The 21676-nt window shown below is 74.6% G+C and carries 9 protein-coding genes and 1 pseudogene; 4 read left to right on the top strand and 6 right to left on the bottom strand.

Going from position 1 to position 21676, the window contains the following annotated elements:
• Nucleotides 1–184 precede the first annotated feature (184 nt).
• From ACRRSS_RS23545 to ACRRSS_RS23530, 4 genes are all read right to left on the bottom strand, one after another.
• Entirely contained in the window at nucleotides 185–1900 is a 1716-nt protein-coding gene (locus tag ACRRSS_RS23545) for an RICIN domain-containing protein (protein WP_435973113.1), read from the bottom strand.
• A gap of 162 nt (nucleotides 1901–2062) precedes the next feature.
• Entirely contained in the window at nucleotides 2063–8116 is a 6054-nt protein-coding gene (locus ACRRSS_RS23540) for a non-ribosomal peptide synthetase/MFS transporter (RefSeq protein ID WP_435973112.1), read from the bottom strand.
• Complete coding sequence (locus tag ACRRSS_RS23535; protein ID WP_435973111.1) at nucleotides 8116–11214, bottom strand: non-ribosomal peptide synthetase; 3099 nt, start codon at nucleotides 11212–11214, stop codon at nucleotides 8116–8118. Before ACRRSS_RS23535 ends, ACRRSS_RS23540 begins: the two co-directional genes overlap by 1 nt.
• A gap of 466 nt (nucleotides 11215–11680) precedes the next feature.
• The gene (locus ACRRSS_RS23530; RefSeq protein ID WP_435973110.1) at nucleotides 11681–14905 is read right to left on the bottom strand and encodes an AMP-binding protein; all 3225 of its coding nucleotides are present in this window, start codon (nucleotides 14903–14905) and stop codon (nucleotides 11681–11683) included.
• A gap of 418 nt (nucleotides 14906–15323) precedes the next feature.
• Between ACRRSS_RS23530 and ACRRSS_RS23525 the strand changes: the two genes are divergently transcribed.
• Complete coding sequence (locus ACRRSS_RS23525; protein WP_435973109.1) at nucleotides 15324–16373, top strand: polysaccharide deacetylase family protein; 1050 nt, start codon at nucleotides 15324–15326, stop codon at nucleotides 16371–16373.
• A 124-nt stretch (nucleotides 16374–16497) separates the two neighbouring features.
• On the opposite strand, the gene ACRRSS_RS23520 is transcribed toward ACRRSS_RS23525, so the two are convergent.
• A complete protein-coding gene (locus tag ACRRSS_RS23520) occupies nucleotides 16498–16851 on the bottom strand; it encodes a UBP-type zinc finger domain-containing protein (protein ID WP_435975406.1) in 354 nt (117 codons plus the stop codon).
• 24 nt (nucleotides 16852–16875) lie between these two features.
• Nucleotides 16876–17114, bottom strand: a pseudogene (locus tag ACRRSS_RS23515) (fused response regulator/thioredoxin-disulfide reductase); the annotation flags it as partial.
• A gap of 319 nt (nucleotides 17115–17433) precedes the next feature.
• Between ACRRSS_RS23515 and ACRRSS_RS23510 the strand changes: the two are divergent.
• The 3 genes from ACRRSS_RS23510 to ACRRSS_RS23500 are packed head-to-tail and all read left to right on the top strand — an operon-like array spanning nucleotide 17434 to nucleotide 21544.
• Nucleotides 17434–18945, top strand: coding sequence for an aldehyde dehydrogenase family protein (locus ACRRSS_RS23510; RefSeq protein ID WP_435975405.1), 1512 nt, complete (start codon nucleotides 17434–17436; stop codon nucleotides 18943–18945).
• Nucleotides 18942–20468: a GMC family oxidoreductase gene (locus ACRRSS_RS23505; RefSeq protein WP_435973108.1), complete on the top strand. Its 1527-nt coding sequence runs from the start codon at nucleotides 18942–18944 to the stop codon at nucleotides 20466–20468. The genes ACRRSS_RS23510 and ACRRSS_RS23505 overlap by 4 nt, the downstream gene beginning before the upstream one ends.
• Nucleotides 20465–21544 carry a quaternary amine ABC transporter ATP-binding protein gene (locus ACRRSS_RS23500; protein ID WP_435973107.1) on the top strand — a complete coding sequence of 360 codons (1080 nt, stop codon included), beginning with the start codon at nucleotides 20465–20467 and terminating at the stop codon, nucleotides 21542–21544. Before ACRRSS_RS23505 ends, ACRRSS_RS23500 begins: the two co-directional genes overlap by 4 nt.
• Nucleotides 21545–21676: the final 132 nt, after the last annotated feature.

The raw sequence follows: 21676 nt of genomic DNA, 5'->3' as shown, positions 1-21676 counted from the left end.
GATCGACGTTGCTCGGGTCGGAGGTCGTTCTCTCATTCATGAGAGGGCGGCCTTTCATGCGTCCGGGGGCGTGGTGCACGCGGTCGCGCCCGTGGGGGTGGGCGTCGCCGGTGTCGGAGGGCGCGACGGCGAGGGGCCGGCCCTGGTGGCCGGCCCCTCGGTGGTGTCGGGGAGGGAGCGGGGGCTAGAAGCCCTTCACCACCCAGTCCTGGACGTCGGAGGTGGGGCTGCCCTTGGTCCACAGGGTCAGCCAGACGCCGTTGCCCAGGGAGTTGCCCTTCGGCGTGATGGCCTTGCCGTAGGCGTTGACGGCGCTGCCGTCGGCCGACGGGGAGAAGCGCTGGACGTCACTGGCGGGGTTGCACGTCCACAGGGTCAGCAGGGCGCCGTTGGTGTTGGCGCCGTTGGCCTCGGGAGTCATGCACTTGCCGCTCGGCTTGTGGACGATCAGGCCGTTCTCGTACTTCCAGCGCTGGGTCTCCGCTCCCGTGCAGGTCCACACGGTGATCGGGGTGCCGTTGGCGGTGCCGTTGCCCTGGGGCGTCGCGCAGACGGAGCCCGCCACGTGGAAGTTGGTGAGCCAGCTCCAGCCGTCGACGGGCTTGCCGGCGTCGGGCTGGATGTTGAACACGACCCTGCGCGGTCCGCTGGCGTCCACCAGTGCCTCGTTGGCGCCCCAGAGCCGCTTGGCGAGGGGGTCCCAGGAGAGGCCCTGGGTCAGCTGGGGCGCCTGGGTGAGGACGTGCGGCGCCTCGCCGGGCTTGGCCACGTGGACGCAGGAGTAGAGCTCGGTGCCGCCCGGCCAGTACGTGGGGCAGGTGCCGCTCATGTAGTAGCTGGTGCCGTCCGTGGCCGCGCCCTGGATGCCCCACACGGGAGAGGTGTAGCCCGTGGTCTCCGAGGCGACCGTGGCGGGAAGTCCGGTGCCGAGGGCCGACAGCGGCCAGCGGACGATGCGGGCGCCCGCGCCGCTCCTGTTCTCCACCGAGACGAGGGCCGGTGTCGCGCCGGAGCGGTCGACGCTCAGGCTGCTCAGGCACAGCTCGTTGTTGACGGACGGGCCGCAGGCGCGGGGGCTGTTGTTGAGCCAGGCCGTACCGGCGTTGTCGACCGCGGCGCTGCTGATGGTGCTGTAGCGGGCGACCAGCGGCATGGCCCAGAGGTGGTAGCGGGCGGAGGTCTTGCCCGCGTTCAGTCGGGTGAGGGCGCTCGTGGTGTCGTTCATGCGCCACATGCGGGTCAGGTCGAAGACCTGGAGCTCCGCGCCGTTGGCGACGAACAGCCGGTTGCCGTACCAGGCGACGCCGTCCGAGTGCGAGATGTACTGGAGGGGCTTGAAGTTGCCGTCGACCGGTTCGACGAGCGCGATGTGCCCGTACTTGACCTGGCCGCCGGCCGACTCCGCGATCGTGACCCGCGCGTAGTCCTCCACCGTGGTCGGAACGCGGTCCTTCACGTAGGTGCCGTGGTACCAGGAGGTGGCGGTGAGGGAGCGGCCCGCGTACAGCCCGTCGGCGGTGGCGGCATGCGAACCCGCGAAGCCCTGCGGCATCCAGCCACCGCCGCCGTCCGCGTAGTTGGACCGGTCGTCCTCGTCGTCCCAGCAGAACCCGTCGGGCTTGAGGGCGCCGTTCAGCGCGGTGGCGTGACACAGCCCCGGACGTCCCGTACGAGTGCCCAGGACGTCGGTGACGGAGGCCCTGGCGACTCCGGCGGCCTCGGCGGAGTCGATGAGGGCGGTCTTGTCCCCGTCGACACGGGTGAGCTTGAAGTTGGCGGTGAACGGGTCCAGGCCGGAGGCGGCCTGGGCGGGCTGGGCGGGTAGCAGGAGGGAGGCTGCCAGGGCCGCGCCCAGCGCGAGCGGGGCGAGGCGGTTTCTTCGTCCGAACATGAGTCTCATTCGGGCAGGCTAAACCACGCCCGCTTCTCATGATCATCTTCTTCGCCAGGTCTTCACGCAGGTCACAGGGTCTGCACAGGGGGTACGGAGGGCGGGCCCTCCGTCCCGCACACGGTCCGATCGGCGTCTCTCGTACGTTCGAACCCCGTGCGGGACGCCCGTTCAGACGATCCGTGGGGGCCGGGGGACGGCGGGGCGGTCGGAGGTGAGGGCGGCCAGGCCCACCAGGTCGTCCGCCTGCGCGTCCGGTACCTCCCGGTCGAACCGGGCCAGTACCCGAACCCGGAGCGAGATCGCCCCCAGAAGCAGGATCGCGGCCCCCAGCAGGACGTAGAGCAGGCCGATTCCCCGGCCCTCGCCCGTACCCAGGACGGCGCCCACGGTGTCGGCGAGGCCGCCGCCGGAGGCCATCAGGGGCTCCAGGAACCGGCTGCCGAACGGTGCGATCAACAGGAAGCCGACCGGCAGGGTGGACCACGCGACGAGCTGGTTCAGCGCCATCACCCGGCCGTGGAACCGCTGCGGCACCTTCACCTGGACGATCGTCAGATAGATGCCGTTGAGCAGGGAGAGCGACGCCGACATACCGAACACCCCGGCGCAGACCACCAGTACGTCGGGGCGCGAGCCGGTCACGACGGAGAAGAACGCCAGCACCGGCACCACGAGCAGCATCCCGCGCATCCGGCGGTGGCGCGGCCCGCCCCAGACGCCCATCGCCAGACCGCCGGTGATCGCGCCGAGCCCGCCCGCCAGGGAGACCGTCGCCACCGTGCCCAGCCCGGAGAACCCGAGCACCAGCGGGGAGACGAGCTGGAAGAGGACCGGCAGGAAGAGGTTGAGCACGGCGAAGAAGAACAGCATCGCCCGGAAGCCCCGCCGCCGCCAGACCAGCCGGAACCCGGCCGCGATCTCCTGCTTCAGGGTCTCGCGCCGCCGGGCGCCCAGCGTCTGCGGGAAGCGGACGGTCAGCAGGACCAGCGCCGCCACCGCGTAACTGACCACGTCGATCAGCAGCACGCCGCCCAGACCGATGACGGCGAGCAGACCGACCGCCGCCAGTGGCGCGACGACCTGGGCGATGCCGCCGGATACCTGGACGACACCGTTGGCGTGGCCCAGATAGCGCTTCGGCACGAGCTGCGGGATCGACGACTGGAAGGCGAGCCGTTGCCCGGTCAGGGAGACCGAGAGGATCGCCATCAGCACCCCGACATGCCAGGACCGCAGACTCCCCGACGCATGGAGCAGCGCCAGCACCGCCTCGGAGGAGCCGCAGACCAGGGTCGAGGCCAGCATCACCCGGCGGCGGTCGACCCGGTCCACCAGGCTGCCGAGGACGGGGGCGGCCAGCAGCCCCGGCACGATCCCGAGGACGGCGAAGAGGCCGAACCAGGCGATCGAGTCCGTCGACAGGTAGATCCACAGCGGCAGGGCGAACTCGGTCAGCGCCGAACCGGTCTGCGAGATCGTCTGGGAGGCGGCGACGGCCACGAACCGGCGGGTGTCGCGGCGGGTCGCCGGGGCGGCCGGGCGCTCACCCGCGGCGGGCGCGTGATGGACGCCGTCCAGCCACCAGGTGGCGCGCGCGGGGCGCCGGGCACGGGTGAGGGCGAGGACGTCGGGGTGTTCGGGGAGTCCGGTGCTGTCGGGCTTCGGGACCGCCGCGCCGGGGTGTTCGGGATGTCCGGTGCTGTCGGGCGCCGGGACCGCCGCGGCCCTCTCGGCCTTCACGGCCTCCGTGGCCGCGGAGGGTCCGGACACGTACTCCGGGCCCGTTCCGGCGCGCGAGGCCACGACCGCCGGGTGGACGGTGGTGACGATCTCGGCCAGTTCCCCGGCGCGGTGCTTGAGGAAGTAGTGGCCGCCCTCGTCGAGTACGGCCACGGCGGTGGTGGAACCGACGAAACCCCACTCCCGGTACCGCTCGCGGTGGAACTCGGTCCCCGGGTCGGCGGAGCCGACCACCGAGACCACCGGGGACGCCAGCGTGGGGGCGGGCCGCGCCAGCCGCTCCGTGAAGTACGCCTCGGCCGCGCGGGAGTCCTCCCGCACGTTCCGCACGATCGTCGCCAACTGCTCCGGGTCCAGGCCCTCCAGGTCGGCGCCCATCGAGCGGAGCCAGTTCAGATGGAGCCGTCCGCTGCGCCGCCGGTCGAGCACGGAGAAACGGGCGAGGAGGCCGAGCAGGCCCTCGGTGGGCCGGGCGAAGGGGAAGATCCCGCCCAGGTAGAGGGCGGTGGGCTCCCGGCCGGCGGCCGCCAGCCGGTGGGCCAGTTCGACGCCGAGCGCCGCGCCCACCCCGCAGTGCCCGTACACCGCCACCGGTCCGGCCACCCCGCCCAGCACCTCCTCGGCGCAGCGGCGGGCCACCTCCTCCAGCGGCAGCGACTCCTCGGACATGCCGAGGTCGTGCCCGGGAACGGCGACGGCGTGCAGGGCGACGCCGGGCGGCAGGGCGTCCGCGAGCGGCTGGTACACGACGGCGCTGCCGCCGCCGTACGGCAGGCAGACGAGGGAGAGCGTGACGCGGTCGGCGGGCTGACGTGGAGTCAGCTCGTGGAGCAGGCGGCTCGGTCCGCGTTCGGAGCCGGAGCGGTCGGCCAGCGCGGCGAGCGCGGCGACGGTCCGTTCCCGGAAGACGTCCATGAGGGTGATCCGGGCCTCGGGGCCGAGCGCCTTGCGCAGCCCCGCCACCATCCGGATGGCCAGCAGGGAGTGACCGCCGAGGTCGAAGAAGTCGTCCTGCGCGCCGACCCGTTCGAGACCGAGGAGGGCGGCCCAGCAGGCGGCGACGGCCTCCTCCGTGGGGGTGGCGGGGGCCGTCCAGACGGCGCCCTCGCCGGGCCCGGGCGCGCCGGGTTCGGGAAGGGCCCGCCGGTCGACCTTGCCGTGGGCCTGCCGGGGCAGGTCGGGCAGGACGACGAAGCGGGAGGGGACGAGATAGTCGGGCAGCTTCTCGGCCAGCAGGCGGCGCACTTCGGCGACCGGCGGCGGAGCCTCGTCCGCTGAGGGGACGAGATAGCCGACGAGGACGAGTTCGCCGGCGGGGCCCCGGGCGGCGGCGACGGCCTGGGCGACCCCGGGGAGCCGGGCGAGATGGGCCTCCACCTCACCGAGTTCGACCCGGTAGCCACGGATCTTCACCTGGTGGTCGTCGCGGCCGAGGAACTCGATCGTGCCGTCGGAGCGGTGCCGGGCGAGGTCCCCGGTGCGGTACATCCGAGGCGTACCGGCGCCGCCCCCGGCCTGACCGGCGGGGGCGAACGGGTCGGCGCGGAAGCGGTCGGCCGTCAGCTCCGGCAGCCCCAGGTAGCCGCGCGCCAGCCGGTCGCCGCCGATCCACAGTTCCCCCGGCACCCCCGCGGGCACCGGCTGCCGACGGGCGTCGAGCAGATAGACCCGGGCGCCCGGCAGCGGCCGCCCGATCGGGGTGGTGGGTCCCGCCGCCGGCCGGTCCGGGTCCACGAGGTGGGTGGTGGCGCCCACGGTGGCCTCGGTCGGTCCGTAGTGGTTGACCACCCGGCAGCCGGTACGGGCTCCCGCCGCGGCGAGCCGGCGCGCCCACTCCCAGCCGGAGGCCTCGCCGCCGAGGACGAGCAGCCGCCGGGGCAGCAGCTCCGCCGGGTCGTCCACCTCGGCGCTCAGCGCGGCCAGATGGGAGGGGGTGAGCTTGACGCAGTCGACGCGCCGCTCCGCGAGGTAGGCGGCCAGCTCGGGGCCGGGGGTGCGCGGGGGCAGCAGATGCAGGGCGCCGCCGGTGGTGAGCGCCAGGTAGAGGGTGGTCAGGCCGAAGTCGAAGGCGAGTGACTGGAGCAGGACGTAGCGGGCGCCGTCCGGCAGCCCCGCCTCCGCGAAGCGCCGGCGTACCCCGGCGAGGTAGGTGAGCACCTGCCGGTGCTGCACGGCCACCCCCTTGGGGGTGCCGGTGGAGCCCGAGGTGTAGATCACGTACGCGAGGTCGTCGGGTCCCGCGCCGTCGTCGGGCGGGGTGTCGGGGACGGTGGCGAGCCGGTCCGCGAGCCCGTCGAGCAGCAGCACGGGCGCGTCGGACGCGGTCAGCAGCGACCGCCGTACGGAGGTGGTGACGAGGGCGACCGGCGCGGAGTCGGTCAGCATGTGGGCGAGGCGTTCGCGGGGCTGTTCGGGGTCGAGCGGTACGTACGCGGCACCGGACTTCAGCACGGCGAGCAGACAGACGGCCTGGTCGAGGCCCTGGTCGAGACAGACGCCGACGAGCCGGTCGGGTCCGGCGCCCGCCGTGCGCAGCAGCCGGGCCAGCCGGTTGGCCCGGCGGTCGAGTTCGGCGTAGGTGAGGGTGTGGTCCTCGTGGACCAGGGCGACCGCGTCGGGGGTTCGGGCGGCCTGCGCCGTGACGGCCTCGGCGAGGGTCTCGGCGGCCGGGTGGGCGGTGCCGGAGTCGTTCCACCCGTACAGCACCTGGTCGCGTTCGCCGGGGGTGAGGAGGTCGAGGGCGCCGACGGGGGTGTGCGGCTCGGCGGAGGCCCGGTCCAGGACGCGCTGCCAGTGCCCGGCGAGACGGGCGACGGTGCCGGCGTCCCAGAGGTCGGTGCGGTAGGTGACGAAGGCGTCGAGGCCGTCCTCGGTCTCGGTGCAGTACAGCCCGAGGTCGAGGTGGACGCCGCTGCCGTCGAAGGGGAAGGTCCGCCACTCCAGGTCGTGGGGGCGGACGGTCTGGGCGCGGTGGTTCTGGAGCGCGAAGGAGACCTGGAAGAGGGGCGGACGGCCGAGGTCGCGCGGCAGGTCCAGGGCCTCGACCAGCCGCTCGAACGGGGTCTCGCGGTGTTGCTGGGCACCGAGGGCGGCGGTGCGGACGCGGTCGAGGACCGTGGCGAAGTCGGGTCCGGCACCGTCGTCGGAGACCGCCCCGGCCTCCGCCCCCGCTCCCGGCGCGGACGCGTGAGGGGGCCCGGACTCGGGCTCGGGCGTCGTGAGATCGGCCCGGATCGGCAGCATCGTGCTGAACAGACCGATCAGGCCCTCGGTCGCCTCGGTGGGGCGGCCGGCGAACGGGGTGCCGACGGCGAAGTCCCGCTGCCCCGACCAGCGGCCGAGCACCACCTGGAAGGCGGCGAGCAGGGTCATGAAGAGGGTCGCGCCCCGGGCCCGGGAGAGCGCGCGGACGGCCCGGTACGTGTCGGCGTCGAGCCGGAAGGCGTGGGTCGCTCCGCCGGGGCCGGGCAGGACGGGGCGCGGCCGGTCGGTGGGCAGGTCCAGCGGCGGGACCCCGGCCATGGCCTCGCACCAGTACCGCAGCTCGTCGGTGGCCCGGGGCAGGTTCTGGCGCTCGCGCTGCCAGTGGGCGAAGTCGCCGTAGCGGACGGGCAGCGGGGGCGGGGCGGGGGTGGTGCCCCGGGCCAGTTCCCCGTAACCCGTGAGGAGTTCGTCCAGGAGCAGCCCGGCGGACCAGCCGTCCCCGACGAGGTGGTGCTGGCAGACCACCAGGACGTGGTCGTCGTCGGCGAGGCGCAGCAGCAGGGCCCGCAGCAGGGGCCCGTCCGTGAGGTCGAAGGGGCGCGCCACCTCGGCCTCGACGGCGGCACGGGCGGCGGCCTCCCGCTCCCCGGCCGGAACCTCCGTCAGGTCGCGGGTGCGCCAGGGCACGGTGAAACCGCCCGCGGGCGCGACGCGCACCCGGGGCGCGCCGTCCTCGTCGACGGGGAAGGAACTGCGGAGGGTCTCGTGGCGGACGGCGATCAGGCGCAGCGCCTCGGTGAGCGGTCCGGCCAGGAGCGGTCCGCGCAGCCGTCCGGCGGTGGGCAGGACGTAGGCGGCGGTGCCGGGGGTCAGCTGTTCGACGAACCAGAGGCGCTCCTGCGCGAGCGAGAGCGGCGGGGGCACGTCGTCCGGGCGCACCGGAATGCCGGTGGGCCGGGCGGCGGAGCGTTCCCGCAGTCGCCGGGCGAGCAGGGCACGTTGGTCACCGCTGAGCGCCCGCCGGGGCGCTCGCTCGGCCGACCCGGGCGGCGTGATGGCCGCGGGGGCGGGAACCGTGGCGGCGGGGGGCGGCGGTGGGGTCGCCGTCCGTACGGAGGCGAGGGGCGCGGGTCCGGGCGGGACGAGGTTCGTGGACGCGGGTCCCGTCGGCGCGGGCTCCGTCGGCGCGGAGAGGGGCGGGAACGCCGCGGCGGCCGTGGGCGCGAGGGGTCCCGGGGCGGTGTGCGCCCCCGGGGCGGGGGAGTGCAGGGGGTCCATCACGCCTCCTCCGCCAGCAGTTCGCGCACGACCTCGTCGGTCACCGTGGCCACCGTGGTGGGCTCCTCGTAGAAGACGTGCAGGGGTACGTCGACCCCCAGGCGGTCCCGGATGCGGGCGGCGACCTGGGTGATGGTCAGGGAGTGGGCGCCGAGGTCGACGACGTCGTCGTGCCGGCCGACGGCGGGCAGGTCCAGCACCTCGCACCAGATGGCGGCGATCTCGTCGGCCAGCTCCTCCCATCCGTCGTCCGCGGCCGTGGCGTCGTGCGGGGCCGCGCTCTCCGGGGTGCCCCGGGCCGGCTCGGGCAGGGCCGCGCGGTCCGTCTTGCCGTTGGGGGTGAGCGGGAGCGCCGGGAGCGGGTGGACGACGCCGGGGACCATCGCGTCCGGAAGGGTCCGGGCGAGGAAGGCGCGCAGTGCGGCGCCGGTCGGCACGGCGGCCTCCGGGCGCCAGACCGGGTACGCGACGAGCATCCGGCCGACCGGGTCGCCGTCGTCGCCCCGGACGGCGACGGCGGCGGCCGTCACGGCGGGGTGTTCCTGGAGACGGGCCTCGATCTCGCCGAGCTCGATCCGGTGGCCGCGCAGCTTGATCTGGTCGTCGTGGCGGCCGAGGCAGTCGAGCGCGCCGTCGGACCGGACCCGGGCGAGGTCGCCGGTGCGGTAGTGGCGGGCGCCGGTGACCGGGTCGGTCACGAAGCGTTCGGCGGTGCGTTCGGGCAGGCCGCGGTAGCCCCGGGCGAGTCCCGCGCCGCCGAGGGCGAGTTCGCCGACGACCCCGTGCGGTACGGGGTGTCCCGCCGGGTCGACCACGAGCGCGGTGGTGCCCGCGATGGGGCGGCCGACGGTGACCTCGTCCGGCGCGGGCGGCACCTCGGCGGCGGTGGACCAGATGGTGGTCTCGGTCGGCCCGTAGACGTTCCAGAGCCGGGCGACGCGTGCGCGCAGCCGGCGGGCGAGGGCCAGCGGCAGGGCCTCGCCGCCGGTGAGGGCGGTGAGGGCGGGCGCCGCGAGTCCGCCGTCCAGCATGAGCCGCCAGCCCGAGGGGGTGGCCTGCGCGTGGGTGACGCCGTGCCGTTCCACCAGGGCGGCGAGGGCGCGGCCGTCGCGGGTCTCCGTCTCGCGCGCGATCACCACCCGGCCGCCGGTGACGAGCGGCAGCAGCAGTTCGAGGGCGGAGATGTCGAAGGCCAGGGAGGTGACGGCCAGCCAGACGTCGTCGGGGCCGGCGGCCAGGGTGTCGCGGAAGGCCAGCAGGAGGTGGGCGAGGGCGCCGTGGGGGACTTCGACGCCCTTGGGACGTCCGGTGGAGCCGGAGGTGTAGATGAGATAGGCGAGGTCGTCGGGGGCGGGCAGGGGCAGCGGTGCGCCGTCGGCCCCGCCGGTCGCCTCCCCGGTGAGGAGGTCGTCGAGCAGGAGGACGCGGCCGTGGCCCTCGACCAGGTGGGCGGTGCTCCGCTGGGCGAGCGCGAACGGGGTCCCGGCGTCCGCGAGCACCAGGGAGACGCGCTCCGCCGGATAGGACGGGTCGACGGGCAGGTAGGCGCCTCCGGCGAGGGTGACGGCGAGCACGGCGGCCACCATCTCGGCGGAGCGCTCCGCGCAGACGGCGACCACGGTGCCGGGGGTGACCCCGGCGGCGGTGAGCCGCCGGGCGAGGCCGGTGGCGGCGGTGGCCAGTGCCGCGTAGTCCAGGGTCCGTTCGCCGTCCGTGACCGCGGGCCGTGCGGCGTGCGCGGCGAAGGAGCGGGCGAGCAGCGCGGGGAGCGTGGCGGTGGCGGCGTCGGGGGCGGGCTCGGGTCCGCGCAGCGGGGCGCGTTCCGCCTCGTCCAGGAACGGCAGGTCCGCGAGGGCGGTGCCGGGGGCGGCGGCGATCGAGGCGAGCAGTCGGCGCAGATGGGCACCGACCCGGTCGGCCCGGACGGGGGAGGGCAGGTCCGTACGGTGCGTGAGCAGGACGCGGAGCCGGTCCGGGCCGTCGAGGACGTGGAACCGGAGGGCACCGCGCGCGGTGCCGGGGAAGAGCGTCCAGTCGATGGTGGCCCGTACGCCCGGGAAGGTGACCGGGGCGATCCGGCTGCGGTAGGTCACGATGACGGGCGCGAGGGAGAGGCCGGGCCGCATACCGGGGACGGCGCGGGACAGCGGGACGCGGCGGTGGACCGAGCAGCCGCGGATTTCGGCGCGGACCGCGCGGGCGAACTCGGCGAAGGGCGTGTCCGGTGCGGGGGCGGTGACCACGGGCAGCTCGTTGGCGTGCATGCCGATCCGGTCGGTGGTGCCGAGGGCGCGGGTGCCGAGGCCGATGGTGACGGCGGGGCGCTCGTTCCCGTACCGCAGCAGGAGGGTGTGCACGGCGGTGAGGAGCAGTTCGAAGAACGTGACGCCGAGTTCCCCCGCCGTGTCGGCGAGTTCGGCGCGGAGCGCGGGGTCGAGGTCGAAGTCCACGGCCGCGCCCGGGCCGGCGCCGTCGGCGCCGCCGGGGCCGGCGTCGAGACCGGGCAGCAGCACCGTGGGGTCGGGCAGCGGGCGGCCGGCCCAGTGGGCGGACGCCGCCGCGACCGCGTCGGCGTCGGGTCCGGGAAGGTCGGCGGCGTGGTGGAGGGAGGGCCCGTCGGGGGCGGCCGGGGCCGGTGCGCCGCCGGTGCGGTGGGCGTAGCAGGCCGCGAGGTCGGTCAGGAGCACATCGGTGGAGGTGCCGTCGAAGGCGATGTGGTGCGCGACGACCAGCAGGGTGGCGTGGGTCGGGTCCGTGCGCAGCAGCGTGAACCGTACGGGGGGTCCGGCGGCGAGGTCGAACGGCTCCGCGCTCCCGGCGGCCAGTTCGTCGGCCAGCCGTTCCGGTCTGGTGTCGCGTACCGACAGGGAGGGAGCCGGGCCGGGGGCGAGGAGGGGGACGCCGTCCTCCTCCCCGACGGTCAGGGTCAGGGCCGGATGGCGCTCGGCCACGTCGGCGCAGGCGGCGGCGAGCGCGGTGGTGTCCAGGGGGCCTTCGAAGTGGACGGCGAAGGGCATGTGATGGACGGAGCCGAGCGGCGCGATCCGCTCGTTGATCCAGATGCCCTGCTGGGCGGCGCTGGCGGGGGTGCTGGTCACGGGTCTTCCTCGGTCTGGTCGGCGCCGGGAGGCGTGGCGCGGGTGGCACGGGAGAGCGGGTGGCACGGGGGAGCGGGTGGAACGCGAGAACGGTGGTGCGGTGAACCCGGTGGTGCGGGCACCCGGTGGTGCGGTGGAGGGGTGAACGCGGTGAACCGGTGGGCGGTGAAGCCGTGGAGCTGTGGCGCGCGCGGGAGCGTGGTGGGGCTTCCGCTCCTGCCGGGCGCGGATCGACGCGGGCGGGCAGGACGGGACGGCGGCACGGGGACGGGACCCGGCGTCGGCGCTGACGGCGGGCGGGGTGCGGCGGAGGTGGGCCGCGTCCGTGGGTGGGTGCCGGGTCTTCGGTGTGCGGTGGCCGGTGCCAGGACGGGGGATGTGCCGGGTCTTCGGTGTGCGGTGGCCGGTGGCAGGACGGGGGATGTGCCGGGTGGTGGTCAGCGCGGGGCGCTGGGCATGGCGGGTGTCAGGGGGCGGTGGCCGTGGTGAGGGCCGCGCGGAAGTCGTCGGCCAGTGAGGTGATCACCGGCTCCTCGAAGGCGAGCGCGTTGTACTGGATCCAGCAGTTCAGCGAGCCGTCCGGCTGCTCGACCACGGTCAGTTCGGGCACCCCGAGGTCCCCGCCGGGCAGCGGCCAGGGAACGGTGGTGCCGCGCGGCAGGTCCCACGGCTCGCAGCGCACTCCGGGCAGATGGGCGGCGGCCGCCCAGCTCTCGTACCGCAGCCAGGCCGGGAACGCCACGACGTGCGGCGTGAACTCGGCGTACGGGTAAATCTGGTGGTCCAGCGCGCCGGTGGTGGCCCGGCGGACCCGCTCGGCCAGTTCGGCGAAGCCGGGGCCGCCGGAGCAGTCCACGCGTACCAGCAGGGACTGCACGAGACAGCCGACGGCCTGTTGTGCCTCGGCCCTCGTCCGGCCCGGCACCGGGGTCATGAGGACCAGGTCCGAGCGGTCCGCGCGGGCCGTGAGCAGTCCGCTCCACAGGGCGGCGACGGCCATGAACGGGGTGACGCCCAGCGCGTGCGCCCGCTCCCGCAGCCGTCCGGCGGGACCGGACGCGACGGTGAAGGGGTGCGCGACGGTGTGCACGCGGTCGACGGCACGCCGGCCCGGGAAGGGGTCGAGTGCGGACGGGGCTCCCTCGAGCGCGGTGGTGAAGTGCCGCCGGCCGCTCTCCCACCGGTCGTTGGCCCAGCGCACCAGCTCCGGGTAGGACAGGTCCGGGTCGGGCAGCCGGGGGGCGCGGCCCCGGCGCAGCGCGTCGTAGGCGAGGCCGAGTTCGCGCAGCAGGACGCCGATCGACCAGCCGTCGGCGACCATGTGGTGCACGGCGAGCAGGACGACGTGGTCCTCGGGCCCGCGGGAGACGACGAGCAGCCGCGCCGTCGGGTCGACCGCCAGGTCGGTGAGACGGTCGCGCTCCTCGACGAGCAGGGCGTTCACCTCCTCGTCGGTGGCGCCGGGGGCGTCCCGCAGGGTGACTCGGGCGCGTGGCTCCTCGTCGAGGACGGTGCGGGCGAGGCCGCGTACGCCGACGGGAACGGGGACGAACCGGGTGCGCAGGGCGAGGTGGCGGGCCACGAGCGCGGACAGGGCGCGGCCGAGCGCGGGGCGGTCCAGGGGGCCGGTGACGCGGAAGAGGGCGGTGACGGCGCCGACGTCGCGGCCGTCCTCCTCGGCCATCCAGGCGAGGAAGTTCTCCTGCTGGCTGGTGAGCGGGACCTCGTGGTCCTGGGCCCGCAGGGCGCGCAGATAGGGCGGGAGCTCCGGGCCGGGCGCGCGGCCCCCGGCGGTGAGGTCCTCGGGGGCGCGGGGGGCCCGGTCCCGTCGCCGGGCCGTCTCCTCGTCCAGCCAGGCCGCCTGGGCCCGCAGCGACGGGCGGCCGAAGACGAGGTCGACGCCGGCGTCGACGCCGAACCGGCCGGCCACGGCGCCGGCGAGGTGCACCGCGCGGAAGGAGTCGCCGCCGAGGGCGAAGAACTCGTCGGCCGCGTCCCGCACCGGGCGGCCCAGCACCTCCTGCCAGACGGCGGCGAGGCGCAGTTCGGTGGGTGTGCCGGGGGGCCGGACGACGGCCGGGTCCCCGGCGGCCGTGCCCGCCGCGGGTTCCTGGTCCGTCGCGAAGAGCGGGCGCAGCCGGTGCTTGACCACCTTGCCGGAGGCGTTGCGCGGCAGGTCGTCGGCGAGCAGGACGCGCACGGGCAGTTCGGCGCGGGCGAGGCGGGTGCTGAGGAAGAGCCGGAGCGCGTCGAGGTCCAGACCACTGGCGGCGGGGACCACGACGGCGACCGGCACGGCCCCCATGACCGGGTGCGGCACACCCAGCGCGGCCGCGTCCGCGACGTCCGGGTGCTCGTGCAGCGCGTCCTCGATCCGGAGGGTGGAGACCTTGAGAGCACCGGACTTGATGACATCGCTCTCCCGGTCCACCAGGTGCAGATAGCCGTCCCGGTCGAGCCGTCCGAGGTCTCCCATCCGCACCCAGCCGTCGCGGAAGACCGTGGTGCCGGCGGCCTGGTCACCGGCGTAGGAGCGCGGGGGCCCGGGCTGGCGCAGCCAGATCTCGCCCGTCTCGCCGGTCGCTACGGGGGCGCCGTCCGGGGTGAGGACGCGCAGGTCCCGAGGGTCGGTGGGGCGGCCCACCGCGCCGGGCGGGGCCTGGCCGACGACGGCGGAGAGCTGCGCGGGAGCGGCCTCGGACGAGGTGTAGACGTTGACCACGGTGGCCTTCGGCAGTGCCTCGGTGAGGGCTCGTGCGACGGGGGCGGGGAGGGCGGCGGCGGAGGAGCTGAGCAGCAGGACGCCGGACAGGTCGTACCGGTCGGGCGCACCGGAGTTGAGCAGTTCGATCGCCATCGACGGGACGAGGAAGACGGTGCCGACGCCCAGTTCCTCGATGGCCCGGCCGAACGCGTCGGCGTCGAAACGGGGGAGGACCACGGTGGTGGGGGCGCCGGTGAGCGCGCTGATGAGCATCACCTGACCGGCATTGGTGCCGATGGGGAAGGAGTGCAGCGCATGACGCGAGTGGGCGTAGGGCCGGGGGCGGGGGTTGAGGCTCAGGCCCGCCGTGAGGTTGGCGTGGGAGGCGCGTACGCCCTTGGGGTCGCCGGTGGTGCCTGAGGTGCCCACGACCTGGGCGAGGTCGTCGGGGGCGGGGCCCGTACGCCTGCGGTCGAGCGCCCCGCCGGATGCCGCCCCGGCTGTCTCGACCTCGGCGAGTGACAGGTCCGTCCCGCCCAGGGCGGCTCCCAGCGGCGGCAGTTCGGCCCCGCGCAGCACCGTGGTGGCCCCGCAGATCCCGGCGAGCCGTACGGCCTCCGATGCGGCCAGGTCGGCACGGAGCGGCAGCGCCGCGGCCCCGGCGTGGTGGACGGCGAGGATCGCGACCGCGTAGCCGTCCCACTCCCGGTCGGTGAACCGCAGGGCCACGAGTTCGCCGGGCCTGACTCCCGCGTCCACCAGCCCCCGGGCGGCCCGGACGGCCCGCTCGCGCCAGTCCCCGTAGGTGAGCGAGCCGCCGCCGCGCACCTTGATCGCGACGCGGTCGGGCTGTTTCGCGGCCCGGGCGTCGAGAAGGTCGGGAACGGTCAACGGTGCGGGCTGGGCGTTGATGGTGTCCTCCAAGAGCGTTGTCCCCGGGGGAAGTTGGTCTGGGGATGTGATGGCACAGGAGACGTTCACGGGCATGGCGCGCGATTGTTGCCCTTGGGTATGGTCTGGACCATCGGCGGGGCATGCGAACAATAGCGCGCCTCTGTCGTACTTGTGTCGCAATGATGGAGAGTTCGTGGACATCGGTGGGGATCGGGCGCCTTGGCCGGGCCCCACCGGGACCTGAGCGCGGCACGAAACCCCTCGTCAGGGGGGTGGGGCGGTCAACTCGGCCAGATGGGAAGACCAGTTGATCCTGGTGCGGCTCCGGCTCCCGCCCTCCGCGATACGGAGTCCCTCCGCCCCTCCGCGGTACGGAGAACCCGGCCCAGCGGGAACGGGAACCCCACCGCGCCCGCCCGCGACGGCGCTCCACACCCACCCGTCCGCGCGAGCGGCCCCGGACCCGTCGGCACGCCCGTCCGTCCCACCCCCGTCCCGAGGAGAAGAACCCATGCTGTACGCGGGAATCGCCTGGTCAGCCGATGGCTACGACGTGGAGGTCATCGACACCGACGGGAACCGGGCGGCGGCCCCGACCCACTGGGGCGCGGAGCGCGTACCGGAGCTGGCCGCCTGGCTCGGAGCGCCCGGCCCGTCGACCGGACCACCCCGCGCCGTCGTCGTGGAGAGCACCAACGGCCTCGTGGACGGCCTCCTCACGGCGGCCGGCCTCACGGTCTACCGGGCCGACCCCTGGGTCCTTCCCGAGCGGCCCGACTTCGGCTCCGTACCGGCGCGGGCCCTCGCCGAACGGGCCAGAACCGACCTCGCGTCCCTCTCCCCGCTGACGGCGGAGGGCGGCGGCCAGACCGGCCGCGACGACGACTACCACGGCGGCATCGGACGCAGCGCCGCGCACGAGGCCGAACTCGCCCGGGCGAGGCGCTGGTTCCGCCACGGGCCGCGCGACCGCCACGAGATCGCTCTGACCTTCGACGACGGTCCCGACCCGGTCTTCACCGGCCAGGTGCTCGACATCCTGGCCCGGTACGGCGTGCACGCCACCTTCTTCTGTGTGGGCCTCCACGTGCACGCGCTCCCCGACGAGGTGCGGCGGATCGTGGGCGCGGGACACAGCCTCGGCAATCACACCTGGTCGCACCCGTTCCTGCCGGACCTGAGCCCTCGCCAGTTCCGGCTCCAACTGGAGCGGACCGACGAGGCGTTCGACCGCGCGGTGGGTCGGGTCCCGGCGGTCTTCCGCCCTCCGTACGGCGCGCGCACCCCGGAGGCCCTGGGCGAGCTGCTGCTCGGCGGGCCCGCCCTGGCCCTGTGGGACGTCGACTCCTGGGACTGGGCCAGGCCCGGCCCCGAGAAGATCGCCCGGACGGTGCTGGACCACGCCGGGCCGGGCTCCCTGATCCTGATGCACGACGGCGGCGGTGACCGCCGCCAGAGCGTGGCGGCCCTGCCGGCCGTGATCGAGGGCCTGCTGGAGCGGAACCTGCGCTTCGTGGCGGCGGACGCGCTGGGTGAGCCGGTCGGCGGACGGGCCGGGTAGGCCGGCCGGCTGACGCGGGTGCCCAGCGGGTGAGTTGTCCCGGCGGGCTCCGGTGCTCAGCCGTCCTGTCGGTCCGGCCGGCAGCCGGTGCTCGGCGGTCCTGAGGTTCGGCGGGCTCCGGTGCTCAGCGGTTGAGCCGGTTCGGCCAGTCCTGCGGGACGCGGTCGGCGGGTCCGGGGGCGGGCTGGTCGGCGGGGTGGCTCGTCGGCGGGGCCAGTTCGGGGCCCGCGTCGTACAGGGCGTCGGTGGCGTAGTTCCAGAACCACGCCTCGCCCGGCTCGAAGCTCTGCACGAGGGGGTGCCCGGAGGACTTCCAGTGGGCGGTGGCGTGCTGGGCAGGCGAGGAGTCACAGCAGCCGACGTGGCCGCACTGGGCGCAGCGCCGCAGGTGGAACCACCAGCCGCCGGCCGTGTCGCACTCCGTGCAGCCGGTGCCGCTGGGCGCGGTGCGGGGGTCGATCCCGTCGATGTCGGTCATGTGGGCTCCTCGGCGGTCGTGGTCGTGGTCGTGGGCGACGACGTTGATCGCGTCGACGGCCGCGTCCGTGTCGGCGTAGGCGGTGAGCAGCACGCGGCGCGCCCCCGGGTAGGCGGAGTCGCCGGACTCGGCCCGCACGATTCCGGTACTCGCTGCCGTAGCGGCGCCGAAGGTCACGGGCGATCGCCCGGGAGACTCCCGGCTCCCGGGTCGTCGTCCACCGTCAGGATGACGGTCCGCGTCGCGTCGGTGGCCGGTGCCATGTCCCTCCGCCCTGCGTGGTCGGGGCGACCGGCACGACGGGCTGCTCGCACCGGCTCCCGTCCATCGTAGGTTCGATCGCGGACGACCGCCCCGGCGCGCGGCTGCCGGGGCGGGGGCGGCGGGCACCGGCCCCGCTCCCCGGACCCGTCCTGTTGCCGCGCCCCAGGCCTGTCCTGTATGAGCGTTTCCGCACCGTTTGCGCGTGAGGCGGACCACTCTCTGCAAGGCATTGCGCATGCATCCCGGGGCCCAGGGCATGCGGCCGAACCGCCGGTACTCCCGGCAGGGGGATTCAAGGAACGAAGGGCCGTGCACGACGTGACCGCAGTACAACAGACCATCCATGTCGGCGGAGAGTGGCGCGAGGCCCTCTCCGGCGCCACGCGCGAGATCATCGACCCCGTCGACGCGACCGCCTTCGCGGTCGTGGCGGAGGGCGGTGTCCAGGACACCGACGAGGCCGTGGCCGCCGCGCGCGCCGCGTTCGACGACGGCACCTGGCCGCGTACCCCGATCGCCGAGCGGGCCGCCCTGCTGCGGCGGGTCGCCGACCTCCTGGAGCGCGACCGCGAGCGGATCGGGGCCCTGGAGAGCCAGGACGCGGGCAAGACGCTGGAGGAGGGCCGCGTCGACGTCGACTGCGTCCGCGACGCCTTCCTCTACTTCGCCGACCTCGTGGAGAAGGAGAGCGGCGACCGGGTCGTCGACGCCGGTTCGGACGAGATCCGCAGCGTCGTCGTGCACGAGCCGGTCGGAGTCTGCGCCCTCATCACGCCGTGGAACTACCCTCTGCTCCAGGCCAGTTGGAAGATCGCGCCCGCACTCGCCGCAGGCAACACGTTCGTGGTCAAGCCCAGCGAGATCACCCCGCTGACCACCGTCGTACTCGTCGAACTCCTCCTGGAGGCGGGCCTGCCGCTCGGCGCGGCCAACATCGTCACCGGTCCCGGCGACACCGTCGGCGCCCGGCTCGCCGAACACCCCGACGTGGACCTCGTCTCGTTCACGGGCGGTCTCGTCAGCGGCCGGAAGGTCGCCAGGGCGGCCGTCGACAGCGTGAAGAAGATCGCCCTCGAACTGGGCGGCAAGAACCCCAACGTCGTCTTCGCCGACGCCTGTTCGACGCCCGAGGGCTTCGACACCGCCGTCGACCAGGCGCTCAACGCCGCGTTCATCCACAGCGGGCAGGTCTGCTCCGCGGGCTCCCGCCTCATCGTCGAGGAGTCGCTCCGCGAGCGCTTCGTCGCCGAACTCGCCCGCCGGGCCGGACGGATCCGCCTCGGCCGCGGCACCGACGCGGGCGTCGAGTGCGGTCCGCTGGTCTCCGCGGCCCAACTGGCCCGGACCGAGCGGTACGTGGCCTCCGCCCTCGGGGAGGGCGCCGTCCTGCGGGCGGGCGGCGAGCGGCCGGCCGGCCCCGGCTACTTCTACCGGCCCACGGTCCTGGACCGCTGCCACCGCCGCATGCGCGTCGTCCGCGAGGAGATCTTCGGCCCCGTCCTCACCGTCGAGACCTTCCGCACCGAGGAGGAGGCCGTCACCCTCGCCAACGACACCGAGTACGGCCTCGCCGGAGCGGTCTGGAGCTCTGACGAGGCACGGGCCCGGCGGGTCGCGGCCCGGCTGCGCCACGGCACCGTCTGGATCAACGACTTCCACCCCTATCTGCCGCAGGCCGAATGGGGCGGCTTCGGCAAGTCCGGCATCGGCCGCGAACTGGGCCCCACGGGGCTCGCCGAGTACCGCGAGGCCAAGCACATCTACCAGAACCTCGCTCCGCGCCCGGTGCGCTGGTTCGCGGGCGCCACGGAGCAGGGGGACCGGGCATGAGCGACGAGCGCGTGTACGACTACGTCGTCGTCGGCGGTGGCACCGCGGGCTCCGTGATCGCCTCCCGGCTGACCGAGGACCCGGACGTCTCCGTCGCCGTCATCGAGGGCGGCCCCAGCGACGTCGGCCGCGACGACGTCCTCACCCTGCGCCGCTGGATGGGCCTGCTCGGCGGTGAACTCGACTACGACTACCCCACCACCGAGCAGCCCCGGGGCAACTCGCACATCCGGCACAGCCGGGCACGCGTCCTCGGCGGCTGTTCCTCGCACAACACCCTCATCGCGTTCAAGCCCCTGCCCTCCGACTGGGACGAGTGGGCCGAGGCCGGTGCCGAGGGGTGGGACGCGGCGGCGATGGACCCCTACTTCGCCCGGCTGCGCAACAACATCGTGCCCGTCGCCGAGACCGACCGGAACGCGATCGCCCGGGACTTCGTCGACGCCGCGCAGAGCGCGCTCGGCGTCCCGCGCGTCGAGGGGTTCAACCGACAGCCCTTCCACGAGGGCGTCGGCTTCTTCGACCTCGCCTACCACCCGGAGAACAACAAGCGGTCATCCGCCTCCGTCGCGTATCTGCACCCGTTCCTGGACCGGCCGAACCTGCACATCGCCCTGGAGACCTGGGCGTACCGGCTGGAACTTGAGGGCACCCGCGCCACCGGCGTGCACATCCGCACCAAGGAGGGCACGGAGCACGTCGTACGCGCACGGCGAGAGATCCTCGTGTGCGCGGGCGCGGTGGACACCCCCCGCCTGCTGCTGCACTCCGGCATCGGGCCCCGGGCCGACCTGGAGAAGCTCGGCATCCCCGTCGCGCACGACCTGCCGGGCGTCGGCGAGAACCTCCTCGACCACCCCGAGTCGGTCATCGTGTGGGAGACCCACGGCCCGATCCCCGAGAACTCCGCGATGGACTCCGACGCCGGGCTCTTCGTCCGCCGGGACCCGGAGGCCGAGGGGCCGGACCTGATGTTCCACTTCTACCAGATCCCCTTCACCGACAACCCCGAGCGCCTGGGCTACGAACGGCCCGCGCACGGCGTGTCGATGACCCCGAACATCCCCAAGCCGCGCAGCCGCGGCCGGCTCTACCTGACGAGCGCCGACCCCGAGGTCAAGCCCGCACTCGACTTCCGGTACTTCACCGACGAGGACGACTACGACGGCCGGACCCTGGTCGACGGCATCCGCATCGCCCGCGAGATCGCGGCGAGCGAACCGCTGGCCGGATGGCTGAAGCGCGAGGTGTGCCCGGGGCCGGAGGTGACCTCCGACGAGGAGCTCAGCGCCTACGCCCGCCATGTCGCCCACACCGTCTACCACCCGGCCGGCACCTGCCGGATGGGGGCCGACGACGACGAACTCGCCGTCGTCTCACCCGATCTGAGGATTCGCGGCCTCGACGGCATCCGGATCGCCGACGCGTCCGTCTTCCCGACCATGACCGCCGTCAACCCGATGATCGGCGTCCTCATGGTCGGCGAGAAATGCGTGGACCTGCTGGGAGGCAGCCGACGATGAACGACTCGACGCGGGACCCCGCCGAGACCGTCTTCTCCGTACGCGAACTCTGGAAGGTCTTCGGACCGAAGGCCCGGCGCGTGCCCGCCGACCCGGAACTCCGCACCCTCGACGCCGCCGGGCTGCGCGAGCGCACCGGCTGCACCGCCGCCGTCCGTGACGTCTCCTTCGACGTCCGCAAGGGCGAGGTCTTCGTCGTCATGGGCCTCTCCGGCTCGGGCAAGTCGACGCTCGTCCGCTGCCTGACCCGGCTCATCGAGCCCACCTCGGGCACCCTCACCATCGACGGCGAGGACGTCCTGTCCATGGACACCGGCCGGCTCCGCGAGCTGCGCCGGCACCGCGCGGCCATGGTCTTCCAGCACTTCGGGCTGCTGCCGCACCGGACCGTGCTCGACAACATCGCCTACGGTCTGGAGATCCAGGGCGTGGGACGCCGCGAACGACGCGAACGGGCGGCCCGGTTCGTCACCAAGGTCGGCCTCGAAGGCCTCGAACACCGCAGGCCGAGCCAGCTGTCCGGTGGCCAGCAGCAGCGGGTCGGACTCGCCCGCGCGCTCGCCGTCGACCCCGAGGTCCTGCTGTTCGACGAACCGTTCAGCGCGCTCGACCCGCTCATCCGCCGCGACATGCAGGAGGAGGTCGTCCGTCTCCACCGGGAGGAGGGGCGCACGATGGTCTTCATCACCCACGACCTGAGCGAGGCGCTGAAGCTCGGCGACCGCATCGCGCTGATGCGCGACGGCCGCATCGTGCAGCTCGGCACGCCCGAGGAGATCGTCGGCGCGCCCGCCGACGACTACGTCAGGGACTTCGTCCGGGACGTGCCGCGCGCACAGGTGCTGACCGTCCGCTCCGCCATGCGCCCCGCGCAGGCCGACGAGAGCGAGTCCGGCGCCGCCCTCGCCCCGGGCGCCACCGTCCACGAGGCGATCGACGCGGTCGCCCGTACGGGCGAGCACGTACGGGTCGTCGAGGGCGGCCGGTGCCTCGGCGTGGTCGACCACGCCGGACTCCTCGGCGTCGTCGCCGGGATCCAGGCGGCTCCGGCCGTGACGCGGAAGGCGGTGGCCTGATGTACTCCCACACCACGTGGCCGCCGCCGGGCGGCACGCACGCGGCCGGTACCGACGCCCGGTCCGGTGACGATGCCCGTACCCGGTCCGGTCTCGATGCCCGTACCCGGTCCGGTGTCGACTCCCGTATCC

This window comes from Streptomyces sp. Qhu_M48 (assembly GCF_051305195.1).
GTDB lineage: Bacteria > Actinomycetota > Actinomycetes > Streptomycetales > Streptomycetaceae > Streptomyces.
This window is presented reverse-complemented; position numbering and strand designations above follow the sequence as displayed.